The sequence below is a fragment of the Leifsonia psychrotolerans genome, from assembly GCF_013410665.1.
Classification (GTDB): Bacteria; Actinomycetota; Actinomycetes; order Actinomycetales; family Microbacteriaceae; genus Cryobacterium; species Cryobacterium psychrotolerans_A.
This window is the reverse complement of record NZ_JACCFM010000001.1, coordinates 2,311,009-2,334,416: the sequence shown is the minus strand read 5'-3', so window position 1 is coordinate 2,334,416 and position 23,408 is coordinate 2,311,009. Positions and strand designations below refer to the sequence as shown.

Here is a 23,408-nt window from a genome sequence, read left to right as displayed (position 1 = left end):
CCTCGTCGTCGGTGTTATCTCAAATAATATACGATCCACTCGGCGGCGCAACTGTGAGTATGCGTCCCACCCGGGACAGGCCGCGCTCATCTTCGTAGGCTGGGGAGTATGGACTATCGCTTCTTGGGCGCTTCGGGCCTCAAAATATCTGAAATCACCTACGGCAACTGGCTCACTCACGGCTCTCAGGTGGAGAGCGACACGGCAACCGCGTGCGTCAGAGCCGCCCTGGAGAGCGGAATCAGCACATTTGATACCGCCGATGCCTATGCCAATGGCGCTGCAGAGGAGGTGCTCGGTGCGGCGTTGACCGGCGAGCGCCGGGAATCTCTTGAGATTTTCACCAAGGTGTATTGGCCGATTGGCCCCGCGGGCCCCAACGACACCGGGCTCTCACGCAAGCACATCATGGAGGGCATCAACGGCTCGTTGCGCCGACTTCAGATGGATTACGTCGACCTGTATCAGGCGCACCGCTATGACCACCACACTCCGCTTGAAGAGACAATTCAGGCCTTTGCGGATGTCGTGCGCTCGGGCAAGGCCCTCTACATCGGAGTGTCGGAGTGGAACGCCGAGCAGTTGCGGGCCGGCCAGGCGCTGGCCAAACAGGCGGGGTTCTCAATCGTGTCGAATCAGCCCCAATATTCGGCGCTGTGGCGGGTGATCGAAGTCGAGGTGATTCCGGCGTCGAAGGAACTCGGCATCTCGCAGATCGTCTGGTCGCCGATGGCTCAGGGCGTGCTGTCGGGCAAGTATCAGCCCGGCCAGCCGGCCCCGGAAGGAAGTCGCGCCACCGACGAAAAGGGCGGCAAGAACTTCATCTCGCGGCTGATGGAAGAGCCTGTTCTGACCGCGGTGCAGAGGCTGCGACCGATCGCCGACGAGCTCGGGTTGAAGATGTCGCAACTCGCGATTGCGTGGGTGCTGCAAAACGACAACATTTCGGCCGCGCTCGTCGGAGCATCACGGCCGGAGCAGATCACCGAAAACGTCGCCGCCGGTGGAGTACGGATTCCGGCCGAGCAGATGGCAGAGATCGACGCGGCGCTCGGCGCGGTTGTTGTGCGCGACCCGGCGTTGACGGAGAGCCCGGCGACTCGGGTCGCGTAGCGGGCGGCGGTTCAAGCCCCACCGTTGATCGTGCGAACCCCGCAGGTCGTGCGAACCCCGTTGATCGAGCGTGTCGAGATCTCGTGAGCCAGCGTCGGGACGTCGTTGGAGGGTCTCGACGAGCTCGACCGACGGTGGGGGGCTCTTGCGCATCCGGCTGATCGAGCGGAACCCGCTGATCGAGCGGAACCCGTTGATCGAGCGGAACCCGTTGATCGAGCGTGTCGAGATCTCGTGAGCCAGCGTCGGGACGTCGTTGGAGGGTCTCGACGGGCTCGACCAGCGGTGGGGCGACCAGCGGTGGGGCTCGACCGACGAGCTAGTGCTGGCCCGTCGCGAAGGCGTAGATCTCTTTCTGGTACGGCGCCATGATGCTGCTCGAGATGCGGCAATCCAGCAGGTACACGCCGTCGGCGCCATCCGCCAACCACTGTTCGAACGACGCAAGGTCGTCGAGCGTGTCGATCACATCGCCGCGTCCGCCGAGGGCCCGCGAGAGTGCGGCGAAGTCGGCCTGCTCGATGAGCATCGGGCGCGTGTCGAGGCCCATCAGGCCGTACATGTGTACCTCGGCGCCGTAGGCCGCGTCGTTCCAGACCACGATCACGCCGCGACGGGTGGTGCGGATGACACTGTCCAAATCGGCGAGGGCCATCAGCCCGCCGCCGTCGCCCGTCGTGACCACGAGCAGGGGCTCCGGCAGGGCGACCGTCGCGCCCACAGCGCTCGGGAAACCGAGGCCGATGCTCTGGAATGCCGTGCCGACCATCATCATGCGGTTGGGAGCGGCAACCGGCCAATAGGTGTTGGCCCAACCGATGAAGTGACCGCCGTCGGAGACGACCAGGCGGTCGTCGGGCAGCAGCTCGGCCAAGCGGGCGGCAACCCGGCGCGGGTCGAGCAGGCCGTCGGGCAGGTTCGCCTCGCCGGCATCTCGGGTGCGGAATGCGCCCTCGGTGAGGCCCGGCAACGATTCACGCCAGCCGGATGCCGTTGCGCCCGAGGCCGCCAGGCTCGAAGTCAGCGCTTCCACCGTGAGGCGGGCGTCGCCCACGAGCAGGCTGATCACGGCAGGGTGCGCGGCCGAGGCGACGTCATCGATGCGGATGAGCGTCGTGCCCGGTGCGATGAGGCCGCCAAAGCTCATCGTGAACTGGTTCATGCTGGCGCCGACCACGAGCACGACGTCGGCGGTCTTGACGAGTGCCATGGCGTTGTCCTGGCCGAATCCGCCGGTGACTCCGAGGTCGAACTGCTGCTTCGGGAAGATGCCCCGGCCGAGTGCCGACGTGGCCGTGACGGCACCGAGCGCATCGGCGAGGGCGCCGAGGGCGTCGGCGGCGCCGGCATCCCAGGCGCCGCGGCCGGCCAAGATGAACGGGCGCTCGGCTCCCGCGAGAACGGATGCCGCGGCATCCGTTGCGGTGGAATCCGCGGCGACCGGGGCGGTCAGGCTCAGTTCGGTCGGCAGCGTCTCGTCGGCGGCATCGGCCGCTGCGAGGTCGTAGGGAATTGCGAGGATTACTGCGGTGCGGTTGTTGAGGGCGTGCTCGAGCGCATCGAGGACGGTGCGCCCGGCGTCATCGGCGGCGACGGTGAATGTGGGCGCACCGACCGAGGCGGCGAGTGCGACCTGATCAATGTCCCAGGCGCGCAGGCCGCTGGTGGGGGCTTCACCGGCGACGACGAGCAGAGGGATCTGCGCCCGCACCGCTTCGGCGAGCGAGGTGACCATGTTGGTGAAGCCCGCGCCGTAGGTGACGGTGGCGGCGGCGACCCGGCCCGACGCCCGATAGTACGCGTCGGCCGCGGCGACCGCGGCGGTTTCGTGGCGCACCGCGGTGTAGCTGATCGGGCCAACAGAATCGCCGTAGAGCGCGTTGATGAAGTGGGCATTTCCGTTGCCCATGACGCCGAAGACGTCGGTCACATGGGCAGAAATGGCGTCGGCGACGCGCGTCGAGACAGAGGTCACGAGATGTTCCTTAACAAGTCATATAGCGGTGAGTTTCCGTATATGTCTCGCGAAGCATGCACTTGATCGGTGCGAATGTCGCTCAGCGCCCCTTTTCCGGACGCGACGGCCAAGCCGTCAGACCTGACCACTCTAGGGGATTGGTGCCGTCGTCGTCACTTCAGCACCCCTGGGCGGGTCCGGCGGCGCATTGCCGAGGGGCGACGGGTGTGCGACCACTGCTCGTGTCAGTGGCCGCATACCCGTCGTCCCGATCGTGGGTTAGCGAATACTGCGGGTGCGCCGCGCGGCGACTGCGACGGTTCCGAAGCCGGCGAGCACGAGCAATGCGCAGAGCCACAGGTTTGCGGCGAGCTCGAAGCCTGTGCTGGCCAGCGCGGATTCACTGCCACCTGCCGGCGAGCCGCTTCCCGTGCCCACGGCGGGGGTGACGGTGAACGGCACCTCGGTGACACGCCCTGAGGTCACGCCAACCGCGACGATTCTGTGGCTTCCCGGTGTCACAGTCGGAACGACGAAGGTGAGTGTGCCGGATCCGATGCCATCGGTCTTGATGGTTCCGAGAGAGATGGGATCGGAGTGAAGCGTCACTGCGACATCCTCCCAGGGAAGGAACCCCGAGACAGAAACGCGTGCGGGCCCACCGACAGCGCCCGATTCGGTCGGTGTCGTTGCATCGGGCACTCGCGCTGTCACGACGAGATTCTGGGCCTCAGAATCTGACGCGCTGTAGCTGGCATCGCCGGCGAAATGCGCGACGAGGGAGGTAGTCCCTGCCGGGGGAGCCTGGAACGTTGCCGTTGCCTTCCCGTCGGTGAGCGTGCCGGAGGCGAGTACGTCGCCGGCCGCGGTGGTGAAAGTGTACGGTCCTGTCGCGCCGACTCCTGCGTTTCCTGTCACCGTGAGCGTCGCAGTTGCCGAGCCGCCCTCGATGACCGAGGCTGCACTCAATGCGAATGCCGTGGTGGATGCAGCTGTGGTCGTCGTCTCTGAGCCGGTGGCTGAAATACGGGTTCCGCGCAATGGAGTGAACGATGCAGTGAAGCTGCGCGACCCGACGGGCTGCGCGGTCAGAGTGACGCTGGCTGAGCCCGCTGCGTCCACTGGAGCAGAACCGAGCACGGCGGTCGAGGAATCAGCGAATTCGACGAAACCGGTGATTTTCCTGGCATCCGATCGCGTCAGCGAGGCCTGCATGCTGCTCGGTGAACCAAGCTCAGACGTCGTGGCGTAGGCCGAGAGTGTGACGTCGCTGATCTCAGAGACCGTGCCCTGGCTACCGTTGGGAACATAGAGGGTGCCGCCCGCGCGTGGGTCGAGGATTCCGCCGTTCGCGCCGTAGCCGACGGTAATACCAGTGACGGGGGTCGCCGCCGAAACTACGGGAGGGATGACTGTGACTTGTGAGCGGACTTGATTTGACGGGTACACATTCGCGACGACGAAGGTTGTTCCGTCGGCGCGCACGCTGATCGATTGCAGCTGCGATGTCGAAGATGCTCCGGTCGGCAGTGCAACGAGTGATTCAGTGCGCGTGACGACGGCTGACTGCTGATCGTTGGCGACGGTGAGCCACGACACGGAGTTCGTCGCGCTGCTGGTGATGAGAACCTGCCCGGTTTGAGCATTGACGCCGACGCCGACAGGCGAGGTGGCGAGCGGGATGACGCCGAGCACGGCAGCGGGAACCGCATTCGTATCGATGACGGTGAGCGTGTTCGATACGGGGCTCACAACATAGAGACGGTCGCGGTCGTTGTCGATGGCCATGTAGCCGTCGTGGCTGTTGAGGTCGGTCAGGGTCTGCACGACATTCAGGCGATCCGGGCTCGTTGAAGCTCCAATCACTGAAATTGTGTGCTGGTTGACGTGCAGGGCGTACACGCGACCGTCATTTCCGACGTCAAGCAAATAGGGATTGCCTGTAAGGCCGCTGCTGATCACCGGGGGTAATGAGGCATCCGTGTAGGTCTGCGCTGGATCAAGAACTGAGATTCCCTGCTCGTGGCCGCTGTTGTGGGACACATAGACGGTGCCGTCACGAGGGGAGACTGCCGTGTCGACCGGGGCGAAGGAGCCACCGAGCGGGATCAACGTCGCCACTCCCGAGGAGAGGTCGACTTGAACAACCTGTGACGGCGAGTACGCAACCGCGATATACAGCCGGTTGCGTGAGGCATCGATCGATCCCAAGGCGAGCGACCACTGCCCGGTCTGCGCTCTGATGTCCAGAGTCGACGCGACAGCGGTGGCCGTCGAGCTTGTCAGGAGCGTCGGGCCGGGTGCGGGTGCGGCCACGGCGGTGCCCATGCCCAGCAGACCGAGCGAGAGAGTGGCGGCCGCAGTGAAGGCTGTGAGCCGCCCCGCCGTGGTTGTCTGTGGACGGCGGTGGGCACGCGGCATCAAGGCTCTCTTCAGTTTGGGGGCAACGGCGAGAGTTCACTCACGCAACTCTGAGTTTGACAGTGCGAGTGAGTCTGCGCCGCCCCCATTTCGGGGCGATGCAACGGTTCAGTAGCTGGCGCGCTCGGCCGGCTCGTCGACCACAGCGGGTGCCGGAATGTACCTCGCGGCCAAGGCCTCCGAGCCGCGGGCCAGCAGCGAGACATCGGCGCCGACCAGAACGAAGTTCGCACCAGCCGCCAGATAGCGTTCGGCTGTGGCCGAGGCGAAGGCATTCACGCCGACAGGTTTGCCGAGTGCTGCAACAGTCCGGATACAGTGTTCGACAGCAGCGACGACGTCCGGATGCTCCTGCTGACCGAGCAGGCCCAGGGATGCGGCGAGATCAGACGGTCCGATAAACAGCCCGTCGATTCCCTCGACAGCAGCGATCGACGCCACATTCTCGACGGCCAGCGCGGTCTCGATCTGGACGAAGAGCGAGATGGTGGCGTTGGCGTTGTGCAGGTAGTCGTCGATGCGGTTCCACCGTGCGGCGCGAGCCAGGGCGCTGCCGACACCGCGCACCCCGAGTGGCGGATAGCGCACGGCGGCAACCATCGCGTGCGCCGCATCCGCGTCGTCGATCATGGGAATGAGGAGGTTCTGTGCGCCGAGGTCGAGCAGTTGCTTGACGATGACGCGGTCGCCGATCGGGGCCCGCACGAGCGGCACGATCGGGTAGCCGTGCACGGCCTGCAGCTGGCTGAGCGTCGACTCGAGTCCGTTCGGACTGTGTTCGGTGTCGATGAGTAGCCAGTCCAGGCCGCTGCCCGCGCAGATCTCCGCCACGAGGGGGCTGCCGGAACAGACCCACATGCCGATCTGGGCGCGGGATGCCGTGGCGAGAGCATCGCGGAACGTCGGCTCTGCTGTTACTCGAAGCGACATGTGATGGTTCCCAACTGTCCGTAGTCTGCGTGGATGGTGTCGCCCTGTTCGACCCACATCGGGCGGGTGAATGAGCCGGCCAGGATGATCTCGCCGGCCTCCAGGCGCGAGCCGTGCTGGGACAGCTTATTGGCGAGCCAGTAGACGCCGGCGGCCGGGTGATTGAGCACGGCGGCCGCGACGCCCGACTCCTCGATGGTCTGGTTGCGATAGAGCAAAGCCGAGACCCAGCGCAGATCCACATCGCCGATCTTGACCGGGTTGCCGCCGTAGACCATGCCGCCCATCGCGGCGTTGTCGGAGATGGTGTCGACGATCGTGCGACCGGCCATCTCGATGCGGGAGCTTAGAATCTCGAGTGCGGGAACGACGTAGTCCGTGGCATCCAGCACGTCGAAAATCGTGCAGTTCGGGCCCTCAAGGGGTTTGCCGAGCACGAAGGCGAGTTCGACTTCGATGCGCACATTCGAGAACGAGTCGAACGGAATCGTGGAGCCGTTTTCGTAGACCATGTCATCGAAGATCACGCCGTAGTCGGGTTCGGTGATGCCGGTTGCGACCTGCATGACCTTTGAGGTGAGACCGATTTTTCGGCCGACCAGGCGGCGACCGGCGTCGATGCCGCGCTGCTTCCACAGGCTCTGCACGGCGTACGCGTCTTCCACCGTCATCCCGGGATAGCGTGCGGTGAGCCGGGGGACGGTGGATCGGGAGCGATCCGCGGCGAAGAGTTCGTCGGCGATCTCTTCGATCTGACTGGGCTCGAGCATGATCAGCACCACTTCCTTGTCGATGACACTGCAACGATCGTATACGATGCCAGTGCCTGACGGGGCGTGGGCTGGTGCTCGGGCGTGCCGGCGGGCAGACGTCTGCCCGCGGGCAAACGTCTGCCCGCGGTCTTGTCTGGGTGGGCACGCTCGTTGTCGCAGAGGGAAGCATCCGTGGGGGAAGCGCTGGCGGCGGGGGACTTCGTGAGACTCTCGCATCACACGTTGAGGACTCAGAGGAGAGAACACTCATGCCCGCATTGAAATCTGTCATTGTCGTTGGGGCGGGTACCGCCGGTTCGGTGGTCGCGCGGAGGCTCGTGGATGCGGGGGTTCGTGTGCGCCTGCTCGAGGCGGGCGGCGTCGACACCAACCCGGCGATTCACGACCCAAGCAGGATGGGCGAGCTGTGGCACAGCGCCGACGATTGGGACTACTACACCGTGCCGCAGAAGCACGCGGGATCCCGCCAGTTGCACCTGCCGCGGGGCAAGGTGCTCGGCGGTTCCCATTCACTCAACGCCATGATCTGGGTGCGCTGTGCGCCTCAGGATTTCGATGGCTGGGCGGCCGCGGGCAACGTCGGCTGGTCGTGGGCTGATGTGCTGCCGCTGTACAAAGAGATGGAGACCTATTCCGGTGGCGCGAGCGAACTGCGCGGCGGAAGCGGACCGCTTGACGTCGACGGCTCCTACCCGCTCGAACCGATCCAACAGTCGATCATCGATGCGGCGGTCGAGATCGGCCTCCCGCACAACCTCGACTACAACGGTGACCAGCTCGACGGTGTCTCCCAGCAGCAGGTCAACATTCGTGACGGTGTGCGTCAGAGTGCGTGGGTCGCCTATGCCAAGCCGGTGGAGGGCTCCGATCTTTTCACGGTTGAGACCGGATGCTGGGTGCACCGTCTTCTGATCGAGGGCACCGGGGCAGGCGCTCGCGTCATCGGCGTCGAATTCGAGCAGAACGGTGACCTTCATCAGGCCTTCGCCGATGAGGTGATCCTCGCCGCCGGAGCCCTCGACTCTCCGCGCATCCTGCTGCAGTCGGGTGTGGGCCCGGCCGACGAACTCGCGGTTCTTGGGATCGAGGTCGTGCTCGACCTGCCCGGAGTGGGCAAGAACCTGCACGACCACCTGCTCGCGCCTGTGATCTTCGGCACCGAGCGCGAGGTGGGCGCACCGAAGAAGGGGGTGTCGATCACGCAGTCGCACCTGTTCTGGAAGAGCCTGCCCGAGCTGGACGTGCCTGACACCCAACCGATCCACTTCAGCGTGCCGATGTATCAGCCCGACATGGACGGCCCTTCCGACGGCTTCTCGCTGATGGCCGGAATCGTCACCCCGAAGAGCCGGGGCAGCGTCACGCTCTCGGGCCCCAACCCGCACGATCCTCTGCTGATCGACCTCGCTGCGCTCGAAGATGCCGACGATGTGCGTTCGCTCGTCGCGTCGGTCGCGCAATGCCGTCAGATCGGCCGCGCCGCCGCACTCGCCGTCGGGTGGGGCGCAATCGAGATCTACCCGGGTCCCGAAGTCGACGATTCAGAGCTCGACGAGTACGTGCGGGACCGCGCCGTTACCTACCACCACCAGGTCGGAACCTGTCGCATGGGAGTCGACGACCGAGCCGTCGTCGACCCGCGCCTGCGGGTGCACGGCTTGGCCGGAGTGCGCGTTGCCGACGCGTCGATCATGCCGACCGTGACGACCGGAAACACAAACGCTCCGGCCGCTCTGATCGGCGAGCAGGCCGCTCGCTTCCTGCTGGCCGACGCCGAGTAGTCGCCGGCGGCACGCGCGTTCGAGGCACGCTCCGACGCGCGTGTCACGAAAACCGGCAGGTTGAGGCGACACTCGGCAATCCAGCCTGTTCTGGCTGGCGGATGCCACATCGTCCTGTTTTCGCGACCGTGGCCTGCGCCGCCGCCGACCCAGCCACCGCCGACCCAGCCGCCGCCGACCCAGCCGCCGCCGCGGCGGCCGGGGGCCGGTCGGGGGCGCGGCGGCATCCGTTCAGCGTAAGGAAGCGGAGCTTTCGCGCGTGATCAGGCGAAAGCTGGGTTCGATGTCCGACGCATCGGCCTCGGGGTCGTCGATGAGCTCGAGCAGGCGCGCAACCGCGCTCTCGGCGATCGCCTCTTTGTCGGGCGAAATCGTGGTGAGTGAGGGCACGCAGTAGGCCGAATCGTCGATGTCGTCCATGCCCGTCACGGCGACCTGTTCGGGCACAGAGATGCCCCGGTCGGCGAGCGCCCGCAGTGCGCCGAGGGCGAGTACGTCGTTGAAGCAGACCAGGGCGTCGAAGTCGAGGCCGCGCTCGACGGCCTCGTGCACCGCGCGGTGGCCGGCCTGGCGACTGTACTGGTCGGTGTAGAGAATGCGCGACGCGTCGAACGGGATGCCGGCGGCCGCGAGTGCGCTGCGGTACCCCTCAAGGCGCAGGTCTGCGCTGCGGTAACCGGGCGACGAGTATGCCCCGAGCGCCGCGATGCGGGTGCGCCCCGTGTCGATCAGATGGCCGGTGAGGTCATGCACCGCACGCACATTGTCGATGGCGATGTCGACGAAGGCCTCGCTTGAGATCTGCTCACCGATCAGCACCACTGGCACGCTTGGCCGGTTCGCCATCAGATCGTCAGCCTGCAGAACCATGGGGCTGAGAATGAGCCCATCGACCACATGGGAGCCGAACTCCCGAAGGATGCCGAGCTCGCGCTCGCGCAGACCGCCGGTCTGAGCGGCCATGACGGTGTACCCCCGCCTCTGCGCCGCGCGCTCGATGAGCTCGCTGAGCTCGGAAAAGTAGGGTTGCGACAGCTCAGGCACCGCGAACGCGAGAATTCGGGTCTTGCCCTGGCGCAGGCGGCGGGCGCTGATGTTCGGGCGATAGCCGAGCTTTTCGATGGCGGCCTGAACCCGAACGCGGGTCTCGGGACGGACATGCACGAAGTCGTTGACGACATTCGAGACCGTGCGAGGTGAGACGCCGGCCAGTGCAGCGACGTCGTGGATGTTGGCAGCCATGGCCTAATCGTGGCGTATTGAGGCCTCGGATGCGAAAAGCGCGCCGCGACACGGAGCCAGATTTGACAGCACGGCAACAGATGTGGGTAAATCGATCTGTTCGCAGTTTGCAACGTGGCAATTCAGGAGGAATCAGGTGGCGCGAAGCTCACGTCAAGCCCGCATCGGCTTGAAGCACGGTGTGATGTTCACGGCACCCTTCCTGCTGGTCTATCTTGCTTTCATCATCTACCCGCTGATTCAGGCGGTCGTGATGAGCCTGCACGACTGGGACCTCCTCGGCTTCACCCGCGAATGGATCGGCGTCGAGAACTACGTGCGCATGTTCTGGGGCACGCAGATGACCTGGACCATGGATCACCTGTTTTTCTGGCGCGTGCTGCTTCTGGCCGCAGCTGCCGCTCTCATGGTCCAGCCAATTCGACGCCGCACCCTGACCTGGGGACGCGGAGTCAGCGTGTTCGGCCTCGTCGGGGTCGCCTTCGTGATGGGATTCCATCCGGGTGGCGGCGGCATGTGGAACGACCCGAACTTCTGGGTCTCACTGCAGAACACCCTGCTTTTCACCGCGGTGTCCACCCCGATCATCGCCGGGCTGGGGCTCGCCATGGCGCTTGCGCTTCAGGGAAAACGCCGTGGACGCGCCCTCTACCAGATGGCGTTCTTTCTGCCCTATGTTCTTCCCGTGTCGGTCGTCACGCTCGTCTGGAGCTACTTCTTCTCACCCGACCGAGGCCTGCTCGCCCCGTTCCTCGCCACCTTTGGCATCGGCAAGATCGCCTGGCTCTCGGATCCGAGCTTCGCCATGGCCGCGATCATCATCACCACAGTCTGGTGGACCGTCGGCTTCAACCTCGTGCTCTTCTCGGCCGGTCTGCAAGACGTCGACGGCACGCTCTACGAAGCGGCATCCCTCGACGGCGCCGGTCGGCTGCACACGTTCTGGCACATCACGCTGCCGGGGCTGCGCCACGTGATGATCCTCGTCATCATCACCCAGGTGATCGCGTCGTTCCAGGTCTTCGGGCAGGTTAACATCATGACCGGCGGCGGTCCAGGCGGCTCCACCCGGGTGTTGATCCAGCACATTTACGAGGCCGGCTTCCGCAATCTCGAGTTGGGCTACGCCTCGGCGGTGTCGCTCTTCCTCTTCGCACTGATGCTCATCGTGTCCATCGTGCAATTCAAGGTCTTCGGGCGGGAAAGGTAACCGATCATGGCTCTTCTCACCTCAACAACGGATGCCGCCACAGCGGCCGCACCCAGCGCAACCCCGGCGGGCCCACGCCGACGCAACCCGCGGTTCACCGTCGCGCGCCTGAGTCCCCGGCGAGCATCGGCATCCGTGATTTATCACGTTCTGATGATCATCGCGAGCCTGGTCTGGCTGATTCCCGCACTCTGGATGGTCTCGCTGGCGCTCACCCCCAACGGCATGCTGGCCTCGCAGACCAGCGGCCTCGTGCCGCCGGCAATCACGTTCGACAATTTCGTGGGCGTCTTCACCGTGGGCCTGACCCCGCGCTGGTTTCTGAACAGCATCATCGTGTCGGTCGTGACCACCGTGCTCACGGTATTTCTCTGCGCGATGGCCGGCTATGCATTCGCGAAGATCGACTTTCCGGGCAAGCTCATCATCTACGCGAGCGTGCTTGCCGGACTGATGATTCCGAAAGAGGCAATGTTCATTCCCCTCTTCACTATGTTCGCCGATCTTGACCTGCACAACAGCTATGAGGCGCTGATCCTGCCCCGCATCGCCGCGCCACTCGGCGTCTTCTTGATGACGCAGTTCTTCTCGAAGGTGCCGCACGAGGTCGAGGAGGCCGCCCGCATCGACGGTGCCGGCCCGTGGCGCAACTTCTTCTCGATCATGCTGCCGCTCGCCCGGCCGTCGATGATCGCGCTCGGCATTTTTACTTTCGTGCAGACCTGGAATGACTACCTCTGGCCGCTCGTGTCGGCAACCCAGCGTGAAATGTTCACCATCACCACGGGGCTTGCCTCATTGCAAGGGAACTTCGCGCAGGCCACTGAGCTCGGTTCATTGATGGCCCGTGGCGTGATGGGCAGCCTGCCGCTGCTGATCATCTTCGTGCTCTTCCAGAAACACCTGATTCGAGGCATCGCCTTGACCAGCGGCGACAAATAGCCGCCCCACAGCTGCACCACTCGGCCATCCGGCCATCCTTCCCCCTAAATAAGAGGAGTAACACCTATGCGCACCAAGAGGATCGCAATGACGACGTCGTCGTTTGCGGTGGCGTCACTACTGTTGGCCGGCTGTTCCGCAGGAAACACTGCCGCCAGCTCGGGCGACCTGTCGAAAGACATTGCCGCAGTGACCGCCGAGCAGCTCGACGGAACGACAATTCAGATGTCCCGCATGTTCGGGGACTGCGAAGAGACCACGGCCGGTGTCACCGATACCAGCAAGGCGACGAGCGAGTGTGAGGCGATTCAGATCCTCACCAACAAGTTCAACGCCGAGAACGAGTTCGGCATCACCGTTGAGCGCCTCGGCGGCAGCGAATGGGCGTCGTACTATGACGCGTTCAACGCCAGCCTCGCCGGTGGCGCCCCCGCCGACATCGCCAACCTGCACGCCCACGCGTTGCCGGACTACGCCGCTCGCAACAGTGTGATCCCGATCGACACGGATGCCATGGGCATTGATCTGGCCGACGCGAGCGATGCTGCCCGCGGTGGCGTCGAGTGGGACGGCGCGACCTACGCTGTTCCGTTCGACCTGCACGCCATCCTCGCTCACGTCAACGTCGACCTCTTCACGCAGGCCGGCCTCGTCAACGCGGACGGCACCCCGAAGCTGCCGACGAGCGCCGAGGAGTTCCTCGCCGATGCAAAAATCGTCAAGGAGAAGACTGGAAAGTTCTTCATCTCGATCGCCTATGCCAACGACCCGATGGGCTTCCGCCTGTTCTCGATGCTGGTCAACCAGCAGGGCGGCGAACTGATCTCGGACGACGGTAAGACCGTGAACATCGATACCCCCGAGGCACAGAACGCACTCGAGTTCATCAACACACTCGTCGACGAAGGCTACGCCGACCGCACCGTCGACTACGCCGGTTCAACGGCGCAGTTCCTGGCCGGCGACTCCGCAGTGCTGATGAACGGCACCTGGGCTGTCAACGAATACGCCAACACGGCACCGTTCACCTATCAGGTTGCTGACTTCCCGACGCTGTACGAGCAGCCGGCCACCTGGGCCGCCTCGCACACCTGGGTGATCCCGCGTCAGAAGAGCGGCGACGTCGTGAAGTATCGCGCGGCAGAGGAGTTTGCGAAGTTCCTTTACAACAACACCGACACCTGGGCCATCGCAACCGGCCACATGTCACCGCGCGTGTCGGTGCTCGAATCGGATGCCTACCTCAACGCCGTACAGCGCTCGAACTACGTCGAAACCGCAAAGAACAACGCTCACCTGGTTCCGCACATCAAGAACTGGCAGCCCGCAGAAGACGCCATCCTCGAGCAGATTTCGTCGACCTGGCTGAATGACAAGGACATCGCTGCAGCGTTGACCGAAGCACAGGCGCGCGTCGAACAGGCTCTGTCCAAGTAGTAGTCCCTTCCCCGCATGACCGGGGCCTGCGGTGCGTTCCCGCGCCGCAGGCCCCATTTTCACAGGAGCACAGTCACCATGATCGACGCCCGCATCGATTCCAGCCGCCCGACGCTCGACCTTGACGGCGAGTGGTCTCTGTCCTACGACGGAGGGAACGACACCGGCACCGAGATGGCAACGGTGATCGTGCCCGGTCCGTGGACGACGCAGGTCGACGGGCAGGGTGACTCCCACGCGAGTGTCGTCTACAACCGCACGTTCGACGTGGCTGAGGGGTGGGCGCGGGACCGCACCACGCACCTCATGTTTGGGGGAGTGAACCGCACGGCATCCGTGACACTCAACGGCCACCACCTCGGAACGCACGTCGGCGCCTGGACCCCGTTCGAGTTCGAACTCGGCGAGGCACTGCGCGCGGGAAGCAACGATCTGCGCGTCGAGGTGTCGTACCCGCCGCGCATGGGCACGGCCGATGAGGCCGGTTTCACCGAAGTGCCGCACGGTAAGCAGACCTGGTACGGCACGAGCGCCGGCATCTGGCAGTCGGTGAGCATCGAAGCGCGGGTGCCGCAGCACCTCGGCGAGCTGATCGTGCGCGCCGACGCCGCGACCGGCACGGTGCGCGCAGCGGTGACGCTGGCCCGGCCGGCGCAGGCGGGCGAGAGCCTCACGATCACCGCGACCCGTGTCGGCGAGACGGATGCCGTAGCAACAGCCGTTCGGCTGCCGCTCGACGGTGCTGCCACCACAGCCGAGCTGAGCGTCGGCGTCGACGCACCCCAGCTGTGGTCACCCGACGACCCTCAGCGCTACGCCGTGACGGTGAGCGTGCACAGTGCGGACGGCACCGATTCCCAAACCCGCACGACAGGTTTTCGCACCATCTCGACGCAGGGCGGCGAGGTGCTCTTCAATGGCAAACCGATCGAGATCCGTGCCGTGCTCGACCAGGACTACCATCTCGGCAGCTCGACGATTCCAGAATCGGACGAAGCCCTTGAGGCGCTGTTCGCCGAGACCAAACGGCTCGGCTTCAACATGCTGCGCTGCCACATCAAGCGGCCGGACCAGCGCTACTACGACCTGGCCGACCGCTTAGGCCTGCTGGTCTGGGCCGAGCTTCCGAGCTGGTTGACGATGACCACGCGCGGTGCGGCAGAGGGCGCCCAGCTGTTGGCCGACCTCATCGCCCTCGACGGGCACCACCCGTCGATCGTGATCTGGACGGTCATCAACGAGTCGTGGGGAATTGACCTGCGCGATGCCGCTCAGCGCGCCTGGCTGCGAGAGACGTTCGACGCCGTCAAGGCGCTCGCTCCCGAATCGCTCATCGTCGACAACTCGGCCTGCGAACCCAACTTTCACCTCAAAAGTGATCTCGACGACTTCCATGTCTACCGCGGTATCCCAGAAAGCCGGGTGTCGTGGGACGAGAAAATCGCCGACTTCGCGACCCGGCCCGACTGGACCTACAGCCCCTACGGCGACGCCGAACGCGTCGGCGATGAGCCGCTGCTGCTCTCGGAGTACGGCAACTGGGCGTTGCCGCACGCCCTCGACCAGTACGGCCCGGATGGCGCCGAACCCTGGTGGTTCGCCAACGGCGCGCACTGGGCGTTCGGTGCGGCAGAGGGAACAGGTCTCGCGCAGCGTTTCATCGATCTCGGCCTGGACGAGGTGTTCGGCACGTGGGACAACCTGGTCGACGCCCTGCACCACGCGCAGATGGTGGCCAACCGCTACCAGACCGGTTCGATTCGCAGCCACGCGAGCATCTCGGGCTACGTGCTCACCCAACTCAGTGACGTGCAGTGGGAAGCCAACGGCCTGTTCGACATGATGCGCAGCCCCAAGAAGTACAACGAGGACTTCCGCCTCGTCAACGGCGAGTTCGCCGTCGTCTTCCGGCCCGACGTCTATTCGGCTGAGTCCGGTGAGGTGATCGGTGCGACCAGTTCGATCGTGCCGCCGCGGCCGCTCGGAAACCTGGCCGGCGTCATCGCCGAACTGCGTCTGAGCGTTGCCGGTCAGCCGGTGCAGAGTGTCCCGGTGCGGCTTGACGAGCGGGCGGCGATCGACGCGTCGCTCACTCTGCCGGGCGTCGCCGGTGAGATTGAGCTCGCCGCCGAGCTGTGGGTCGATGGCGAGCTGCGTGCCCGGGATGCGGCGACGATCGTGGTGATCGCTGCGGAATCGGCCAGAGTCGCCGCACCCGGGGCGGCGGCCGAATCGAGCGAATCGAGCGGACCGGCCGAATCGAGCGCACCGGGCGCACCGCCGCGCACCGTGCGTGCGGCAGACGCGGAGCTCGAGGTCTGGCTGCGCACGCTCGGCATCGCGACGCAACCCGGTTCGGGCTCGAACCTGGCCGACGCCGACGATCTCATCGTGACGCGGGCGTTCGACGCGGCGGCGCAGGCGCATGCGCGCCGCGGCGGGCGCGTGCTCGTTCTGGCCGAGGACTCCGACGCGCTCTCGGATGCGTTCGACTACCTGCCGGTCGCGAAGCTCGGCCGCCGTGACGGCGACGGCGACTGGGTGCCGCGCCAGGAATGGTTGCGTCGCGACGGTGCCTTCGCGGCGCTGCCGGGCGGCCCCCTGCTTGGAATCGCCTACGAAGACCTACTCGGAGACCTCGTGATCAACGGCATCCCGGCGGCGATGCGCCCGGCGCAGGTGCACTCGGCGATCTTCTCTGGCTGGCTGCGTCATGCCGCGACGACGACAGCGACTGTTGCCTGGAGCGACGGCGAGGTCACGATCACGACATTCAAGGTGCGTACTCAAGCGGATGCGACGCCCCTCGCCCGTGCGCTCGGCCGCGCGCTGGTCGCGCACGCCGCTCGGACCTAACCGTCCCACCCACCCGTCGCGTTCTGTCCCCGGATTCGGAGATCCAAGACGTGTGCGGCGTGTCGCTGAGGCGACACGCCGCACATCCGTCGAAACTCCGAATCCGGGGACAAGGGAGTGGGTAGGGGGAGTGGGTAGGGGGAGTGGGTAGGGGGCAGGGACTGGTTAAGGGGAGTGGGTAGGGGGCAGGGACTGGTCAAGGGGAGTGGTCAAGGGGAGTGGTTAGGGGTGTCGCGCGAAGACCGCGCGGCCCGCAAACCAGGTTTCGTCAATTCTGGTCTGCACGAGCGCCGATTCGGCTGACTCGAACGGATTCCGGTCGAGCACAAGGAAGTCGGCAGATTTGCCCGGTTCGAGTGTGCCGATCGTATCGTCGAGGCCCATCGCCGTTGCCGCGTTGATCGTGAAGACCGCGATGGCCTCCGCGAGGGTGATGGCCTCGGCCGCCCCGAGCGTCCCTGGGCGGTTTCCGCTCGGGTCGGCCCGCGTGACCAGGCCCTGGATGCCTTCCCATGCGTTGGGCGTCTCGCTGACGGGCCAGTCCGACCCGCCGGCGACGAGCGCACCAGAGTCGATCAGGCTGCGGTTCGGCTGCATCGCCTCGACCTGGTCGGCCGGGCGCACGGCGCCCAGTGCATCCGCAATCACACCGGGAAACCAGAGGAACGGTGAAATGTCGGCCGAGACGTCGAGCTCGGCCAGCCGGGGCAGGTCGACGTTGCTGATGAACTGGCCGTGTGCGATTTGAAACCGCACGTCGGTGAAGCCGTCGCCACGCAGCGTCTCGACGGCGTCGAGAACCAGGCGTACCGCGGCGTCACCGGTGCAGTGGATCTTCGCCGACAGGCCCTTCTCGGCGCACCGGCGTAGCCAGTCCATGAGTTCGTCGGCCGACATCGTGGTGCCGCCACAGAAGTGTGCGCCGTGCTCGGCCGTCTCGATATACGGCTCGAGGAACGCGCCGGTGTGCGCGGGCGGCACTCCGTCGAGAAAGATCTTCACGAAGTCGGGGCGGTGGTGCTCGCTGCGGTTCTCTTCACCGTGCGCAATGAGTTCGTCGCCGACCTCGGCATAGCCGAAGATCTGGTCGTTGATCGTCATCGACGAGACGACCCAGGCGGCCAGTCGGCCCTGGTCGTCGAGCGACTTGAGGGCGCGCATGCCGGGGAGCGAGATCGCGGCATCCTGAAACGCGGTGATGCCATAGCTGTGTGCGATCGCGATGCCGCGCTCGGAACTGCGCTCGTGCTGCTCGGCCGTGAACGTCAGGGTGCGTGTGACGGCCTCCTCCACGGGCAGGCACGCCGCCTCGAGCAGCACGCCGCTCGGCGCGCCCGTGGCGGGATCGCGCACGATCACGCCGCCCGGCGGGTTCGTCGACGCGGTCGTGATGCCGGCCAGTTCGAGTGCCCGAGTGCTGACCCACCGGTTGTGGTGGCTGTCGTCGGTGAGAATGACCGGGCGCCCGCCCGCGGCCTCATCGAGTCGGTGCCGGGCCGACTCGTGCGAGAGCTGCCCGAGCAGGCCGGTTCCCCAACTACTGCCGATGATCCAGTCGTCGGCATCCCGCCCCGCCGCGTATGTGCGGACGATCTCGAGCACCTCGTCGAGTGAGGCCTCCAGGCTAAAGCTGAGCTCATAGAGGTCGGATTTGCCGGCGAGCGCGTGGTGGTTATGCACGTCGACGAAGCCCGGCATCACGAAAGCGCCAGCCAGGTCGCGCACCGCGACAGGTTCGCTCACTCCGCTTGGGCTCACAGCAGCCGCAACGGATGCCGCGACGTCCGCGGCATCGCCGACGGCGAGAACGCGGCCATCCTGAACCGCCATGTCACGTGCCCACGGGTTCGCGGGGTCGCCGGTGTAGATTCTCGCGTTTGTGATGAGGAGGTCAGCGCGCGTCAGGGCCGCATTCTCAGACATGTCAGAGCGCCGGGTCGTACTCGGCCGGGTGCACGGTGGTTGAGATGAGACGGCCGTACGCGCCGAACGTGAAGTGCGTGGGAATCTCACCGGTCTCATCGAGCCCGAACAGCACACCGTGCGAACGGATGTTGCGGGCGTCACGGTGGTCGGCAATGGTGACCGACGCGCACGGGATCACCTTTTCGCGCCAGGCGAAAACGTAGATGCCCGGCCGAATCTCGTACGCCGAATTCTCGTCGGTATCGGCCAGGCCGCGCTCGGGGCCGGCCAGGCACTGCCAGGTGTACCACTGCGGGCTGAGGTAGACGTGCTCGTAGGCGTGCTCGGGACTGTAGACCCACTGCACCCGTCGCCCGATGAGCGTCGTGGTCGGTGCCGCCTCGCGGCCACTGGTCGCCACCTCCTCGATGAGGCCAGGCGCAAAGAACTGCTGCACGGCCGTGGTTCCGGGGTCGGCCGCGCCGATGAGGCTGATCACGGCCAGGGCCCGGCCGGAGTGCAGGTCAAGCACGAGCGAGACGGCTTCGTTCGGCAGGTAGTTGTGGTGGAACTGCACGAAGTAAAGTCCATCGTCGACGAGGAATGCTTCGTAATCGTCGGTCTCGGCTGCCGGAGCGGTCGGGTCCCCGACCCCGGGTGTGTACTCCCACGCCACGGTCGTCTCGGCGAAGACGTGACGGATGCGGGTTCCGCGCCCATCGACGACGGTGAACTCCCGGCCGACGAGGTCGAGCGAGTGCGGCGCCTTATTGGCGTCGAAGCCGGGGGCGAGTCCGTCGAGCGGTAGCCACTGCGATGTGTCGGACAGATTGACGGCGGTGTCAGTCATTGGTTCTCCTTGAATTGATCGGGGTGTGTCCGATGGTTGAGGAGGCCCGCCAGGGCCTCCTCGAAACCTCGCGAGCCGTTCTGCGGGCGGGAGGGTCTCGAGATCGGCTCACCGGGTTTCGAGACACTCGCTGGCGCTCGTTCCTCAACCAGCGGGAGGGAAAAGCGAATGCCGGGTCAGTGCCCGCAGGTGCAGGCGTCGCCGCAGCCGGCCGTGGCATCCGTGCTGCAGCAGCCGCCCTCGGTCATCCGTCCGTCGGGCAGATCCAGTGCCGGGTTGCGGTCGAAGAAGCCGTACGGTTTGAACAGGAAGCCCGAGTAGTCGACGGGCATGATCGGCCAGTCTTCCGTGCGCGGAATGTGGGTGGGGCCGAACACGTGCCAGAGCACAATGTCGGTGCCGTCCAGGTCGCGGTCCGCCGCTGTCCAGGCGGGCAGGCCCGCGCCACCGGCGTGCGCGTTCGGGTAGTCGCCGGCCGGGTAGAGCTCGGTCGGCTCGTAGGCGGTGCCCCACAGGTGCTTGGTGGCGAAGGTTGCCCGGCCGTACACGGTCGACTCGGGCTGAGCCATCAGGGTCGGCCCGCCCTGCGGCAGCAGGTGGAACGAGGTGGGCTTGCCAACGTGGTTGGTACGTGAGGCGCTCGCCACTTCCCAGACCCGAGCGGATGCCGGGGCGGCCAGACGCTTCGCCTCGGACTCGGTCGAGAGCTGGGTGCTGGTCCAGGTGAACGCGTTGCCGTGAGGGTTCGCCTCGCCGATCGGCATGCCGACCACGTCGATCTCATGCAGCGTGTTGTCTTCGCCGTCGATGGCCACGTCGAGACGCGCGCAGAACAGGTGCTGGTGCACGGGGGCGAAGAGGCCGGGGGAGATCTCGTTGGCGTGCGGGTTGTCGGTGCCTGGGATCCCGGCGCCGACGAAGACGATGCCCGTCGCCTTGGCCTCGACCTGGATGGTGCCATCCGGGTAGAAGTACCAGAAGAAGCCGTAGTCGTAGTTGCCGATTGTGCTGAAGTACGACACCACGAGGCGGCGCGAGCGACGCACCTCGGCCTTCCCGTTCAAATCGGTGTGCTTCCAGAGCACGCCGTAGTCCTCTTCGTGCATGCAGACGACCTGGGGAATCTTGACCGGGTTGCCGTGGTCGTCGGCCACGAAGCCGTCGAAGTAGTGGATGACGCCCAGGCAATCGCAGCCGAGCGCGAGCGGGTTGGCGTTCTTGCCGAGCAGGTACTCGCCGGCGTCGAAGTAGCTGATCCAGAACCGGGTCGACGTCGTGTCACCGTAGGGCACGACCATCTCGGGCACGCTGGCCCGGTAAAGCACCGAGCGGTCTTCGGCGCCGTCGCGGAAGCTGACCTGGTTGAGCACGAGACCCTCACGGGCGTTGAAGCCCACGCGGAATTTCCAGTTCTCCCACTCGACGTGCGAGCCGTCAACGGTGAAGCTCGTGCCCTGCGGCTGGCTGATCTCAATGGGTTTCGTGCTCGTGCGGGCCGGGCCGACGACGGCGACGTCATAGTTGCCATGCAGGGTCGGCGTGGGAATATCGCCCTCATCTTCGACCCGAATGATGCGGTTCGAGGTGAGGTCGATGTGCACGATCAGACCCTCGACAGGGTGCGCCCACGGGCTGTCGTTGGGGGAATCGCGCAGAAACGTCAGAGAACGGATGACGCGGCGCCCGACCTCGTCGGCACGGCCGAAATAGCCGGGCGCGAGCGGGGCGCAGAACGCGAGTTCCATCTTCGCGGCGAGCCCGCGGCGGGTCATCGCTGCCTGCCACAAGGCGGAGGCCTTCGAGATCGCCTCGGCGCGCTCGTACTCCTCAAACAGATACTGCGGCTGGCCGTATGGCGCCTCCGTCGTGTTGAGCGGGGTGTGCGAGATGACCTCGGCCGAGGTGACCGAGACGACGGCCTCCGCGCTCAGGCCGGTGGCGACATCCAGCAGCACGAGCAGCAGGCGACGCTCCAGCGCGTCTCCGGACTTGAACGCCGCGACGGATTCCTTGCTTGCGTCGACGGGCAGCACCGAGGCGAACCGCGTGGTCTCGCCGACAAGGCCGGCCGCGACGAGCACTGCGCGGGCCGCGGCGATCTCATCGCCGGTCAGCGGGTCGAGCGGATGCACCGGAGCCTGCGGCTCGGTGACGGTACTGGTGTGCGGGTGCGAGTACGCGGCAGATGACATGGCAGGTTCCTTCGTGGCAGGGATGCCTCCAGTATCGGGTGCGGCGACCCCGGTCAGCTTGTCTGCCAGTGTGAGTCAGTTGTCGCAAAGCGTAGAACGGCGCCGTAGCGCTGTGCCGGATCGGTCAAGTGCTGTGCAGCGAAGGAACAGAGTCGGCCGCGCATCTGCGCCACCATCGAAGATCACCACCCTGCTGCCCGGCGGGGCTGCGCCCGTTGTCTGATGCGTGAATCGAAGGAGATTCCATGAGTACGTCCACCCGAACGACGCCCTCGACGGGAGCCGCCACGACCGTGGCCCCTCGCCGCAAACTGGGCGTCATCGCCGTCGCGTTCCTGATCGTGGCGGCATCCGCCCCGCTTACCGTGATCGCCGGTGGCGTCACCTCGACGTTCGCCGTCACGCACATCGCTGGCGTGCCGCTGTCGTTCCTGCTGCTCGCCGCAGCCCTGGCGATCTTCGCGATCGGCTACGCCGCAATGAGTCGGTTCATCACCAACGCCGGCGCGTTCTACTCGTATGTGGCGCAGGGCATCGGCCGCCCGGCCGGTGTGGGTGCGTCGATGCTCGCGCTCGTCGCCTACAACATGATGCAAATGGGTATCTACGGCATGTTCGGCTTCCAAATGTCGATGCTGATCTCGGAGAAAACCGGGCTCGACGTGCCGTGGTGGATCCCGGTGCTCGTCTGCATCGCCATCGTCGGTGTGATGGGCGTCAACCGCGTCGACCTCTCGGCCAAGGTGCTCGGGGTGCTCGTCGCGCTCGAGTTCCTCGTGGTGATCGTGTTCGACGTGGTGGCGTTCACCGTTCCCACTGCCGGCTTCTCGACCGCTCCGCTCGACCCGGCCATGCTGTTCGTGCCGGGTGTGGGCGCTGTCTTCGCCTTCGGCATCGCCGCGTTCATGGGGTTCGAATCCGCAGCGATCTACGGCGAAGAGTCGAAGGATCCGCGCCGCACCATCCCGCGTGCGACCTTCCTTGCCGTCGCCGTCATCGGTGTTTTCTATTCGGTCTCGGCCTGGGCGCTCTCGCTCGCCGTCGGCATCGACAAGATCGTCGACCCGGCCGGCATCACGGCCGACGAGGCGGGCCCGCCCCTGTTCTTCGGATTCGTCGCCGAGCACATGGGCACGATGTGGGTCGACCTGATGTCGGTGCTGTTCATCACGAGCATTTTCGCGGCCCTGGTCAGCTTTCACAACGCCGTCGCCCGCTACCTCTTCTCGCTGGGTCGTGAAGGTGTGCTGCCCGCGAAGCTCGCTGCGGTGCGCACGACGAGTGGTGCTCCATGGGCGGGGTCGCTCGCGCAGACCAGCGTCGCCGCCCTCGTGATCGTCGCCTTCGCCATTGGCGAGACCGGATGGAACCCCGACAACGGCCCCTACCCGGTGCTCACCCTCTTCACCTGGCTGACCAACTCGGGTGCCCTCGGCCTGGTGTTGCTCATGGCCGTCGTCTCGGTCGCCGTGATCGGCTACTTCCGGCGTGACGGCCGCGGCGTTGGAGTCGGTAGCCGCCTTGTCGCGCCGATCATTTCGGCTCTGGCCCTCGCGGTGGTGTTTGTGCTCATTCTGATGAACTTCGACGTGCTGCTCGGTCAGGCGGAGCCTGACTTCACCACGTTCCTGCTGCCGGCCCTCGTGATTCTGCCGGGCATCATCGGCGTGATCTGGGGCTTCCGACTGCGTGCCACCAAGCCGAACGTCTACCGCCAGATCGGGCACGGCACCGATTCTGGCGCGTCGCTCGGAAGCGCGACGGCAGCCGACGACGCCACAGCGGGTCGCGTCGGCTAA

General features: G+C 65.8%; 15 protein-coding genes. 7 read left to right on the top strand and 8 right to left on the bottom strand.

Going from position 1 to position 23,408, the window contains the following annotated elements:
* Positions 1–108: 108 nt before the first annotated feature.
* A complete protein-coding gene (locus tag HNR05_RS10685) occupies positions 109–1,113 on the top strand; it encodes an aldo/keto reductase family protein (RefSeq protein WP_179578997.1) in 1,005 nt (334 codons plus the stop codon).
* Between the two features lie 319 nt (positions 1,114–1,432).
* On the opposite strand, the gene HNR05_RS10680 is transcribed toward HNR05_RS10685, so the two are convergent.
* The 4 genes from HNR05_RS10680 to hpaH form a co-directional block, all read right to left on the bottom strand.
* Positions 1,433–3,088: a thiamine pyrophosphate-binding protein gene (locus HNR05_RS10680; protein ID WP_179578996.1), complete on the bottom strand. Its 1,656-nt coding sequence runs from the start codon at positions 3,086–3,088 to the stop codon at positions 1,433–1,435.
* A gap of 261 nt (positions 3,089–3,349) precedes the next feature.
* Positions 3,350–5,491 carry an Ig-like domain repeat protein gene (locus HNR05_RS10675; protein WP_179578995.1) on the bottom strand — a complete coding sequence of 714 codons (2,142 nt, stop codon included), beginning with the start codon at positions 5,489–5,491 and terminating at the stop codon, positions 3,350–3,352.
* Between the two features lie 108 nt (positions 5,492–5,599).
* Complete coding sequence (locus HNR05_RS10670; protein WP_179578994.1) at positions 5,600–6,421, bottom strand: aldolase/citrate lyase family protein; 822 nt, start codon at positions 6,419–6,421, stop codon at positions 5,600–5,602.
* A complete protein-coding gene (gene hpaH, locus HNR05_RS10665; protein ID WP_179578993.1) occupies positions 6,406–7,191 on the bottom strand; it encodes a 2-oxo-hept-4-ene-1,7-dioate hydratase in 786 nt (261 codons plus the stop codon). The genes HNR05_RS10670 and hpaH overlap by 16 nt, the downstream gene beginning before the upstream one ends.
* Before the next feature lie 251 nt (positions 7,192–7,442).
* On the opposite strand from hpaH, the gene HNR05_RS10660 reads away from it, so the two are divergent.
* Positions 7,443–8,975 carry a GMC family oxidoreductase gene (locus HNR05_RS10660; RefSeq protein ID WP_179578992.1) on the top strand — a complete coding sequence of 511 codons (1,533 nt, stop codon included), beginning with the start codon at positions 7,443–7,445 and terminating at the stop codon, positions 8,973–8,975.
* 231 nt (positions 8,976–9,206) lie between these two features.
* On the opposite strand, the gene HNR05_RS10655 is transcribed toward HNR05_RS10660, so the two are convergent.
* On the bottom strand, positions 9,207–10,217 hold the full coding sequence (locus tag HNR05_RS10655) for a LacI family DNA-binding transcriptional regulator (RefSeq protein ID WP_179578991.1): 1,011 nt from the start codon (positions 10,215–10,217) through the stop codon (positions 9,207–9,209).
* A 136-nt stretch (positions 10,218–10,353) separates the two neighbouring features.
* Here HNR05_RS10655 and HNR05_RS17965 point away from each other — a divergent pair, with 136 nt between their 5' ends.
* The 4 genes from HNR05_RS17965 (at position 10,354) to HNR05_RS10635 (ending at position 16,662) form a co-directional block, all read left to right on the top strand.
* On the top strand, positions 10,354–11,427 hold the full coding sequence (locus HNR05_RS17965; RefSeq protein WP_218868868.1) for an ABC transporter permease subunit: 1,074 nt from the start codon (positions 10,354–10,356) through the stop codon (positions 11,425–11,427).
* Between the two features lie 6 nt (positions 11,428–11,433).
* The gene (locus HNR05_RS10645; RefSeq protein ID WP_218868867.1) at positions 11,434–12,369 is read left to right on the top strand and encodes a carbohydrate ABC transporter permease; all 936 of its coding nucleotides are present in this window, start codon (positions 11,434–11,436) and stop codon (positions 12,367–12,369) included.
* A 66-nt stretch (positions 12,370–12,435) separates the two neighbouring features.
* A complete protein-coding gene (locus HNR05_RS10640; protein ID WP_179578990.1) occupies positions 12,436–13,806 on the top strand; it encodes an extracellular solute-binding protein in 1,371 nt (456 codons plus the stop codon).
* A gap of 78 nt (positions 13,807–13,884) precedes the next feature.
* The gene (locus HNR05_RS10635; protein WP_179578989.1) at positions 13,885–16,662 is read left to right on the top strand and encodes a glycoside hydrolase family 2 protein; all 2,778 of its coding nucleotides are present in this window, start codon (positions 13,885–13,887) and stop codon (positions 16,660–16,662) included.
* Positions 16,663–16,884: 222 nt separating this feature from the next.
* On the opposite strand, the gene HNR05_RS10630 is transcribed toward HNR05_RS10635, so the two are convergent.
* The 3 genes from HNR05_RS10630 to HNR05_RS10620 all read right to left on the bottom strand — a co-directional run bounded on the left by HNR05_RS10630 (position 16,885) and on the right by HNR05_RS10620 (position 21,609).
* Complete coding sequence (locus tag HNR05_RS10630) at positions 16,885–18,585, bottom strand: amidohydrolase (RefSeq protein ID WP_179578988.1); 1,701 nt, start codon at positions 18,583–18,585, stop codon at positions 16,885–16,887.
* Position 18,586: 1 nt separating this feature from the next.
* The gene (locus tag HNR05_RS10625; RefSeq protein ID WP_179578987.1) at positions 18,587–19,417 is read right to left on the bottom strand and encodes a molybdenum cofactor biosynthesis F family protein; all 831 of its coding nucleotides are present in this window, start codon (positions 19,415–19,417) and stop codon (positions 18,587–18,589) included.
* 176 nt (positions 19,418–19,593) lie between these two features.
* A complete protein-coding gene (locus HNR05_RS10620) occupies positions 19,594–21,609 on the bottom strand; it encodes a primary-amine oxidase (RefSeq protein ID WP_179578986.1) in 2,016 nt (671 codons plus the stop codon).
* Between the two features lie 245 nt (positions 21,610–21,854).
* Here HNR05_RS10620 and HNR05_RS10615 point away from each other — a divergent pair, with 245 nt between their 5' ends.
* A complete protein-coding gene (locus tag HNR05_RS10615) occupies positions 21,855–23,408 on the top strand; it encodes an APC family permease (RefSeq protein WP_179578985.1) in 1,554 nt (517 codons plus the stop codon).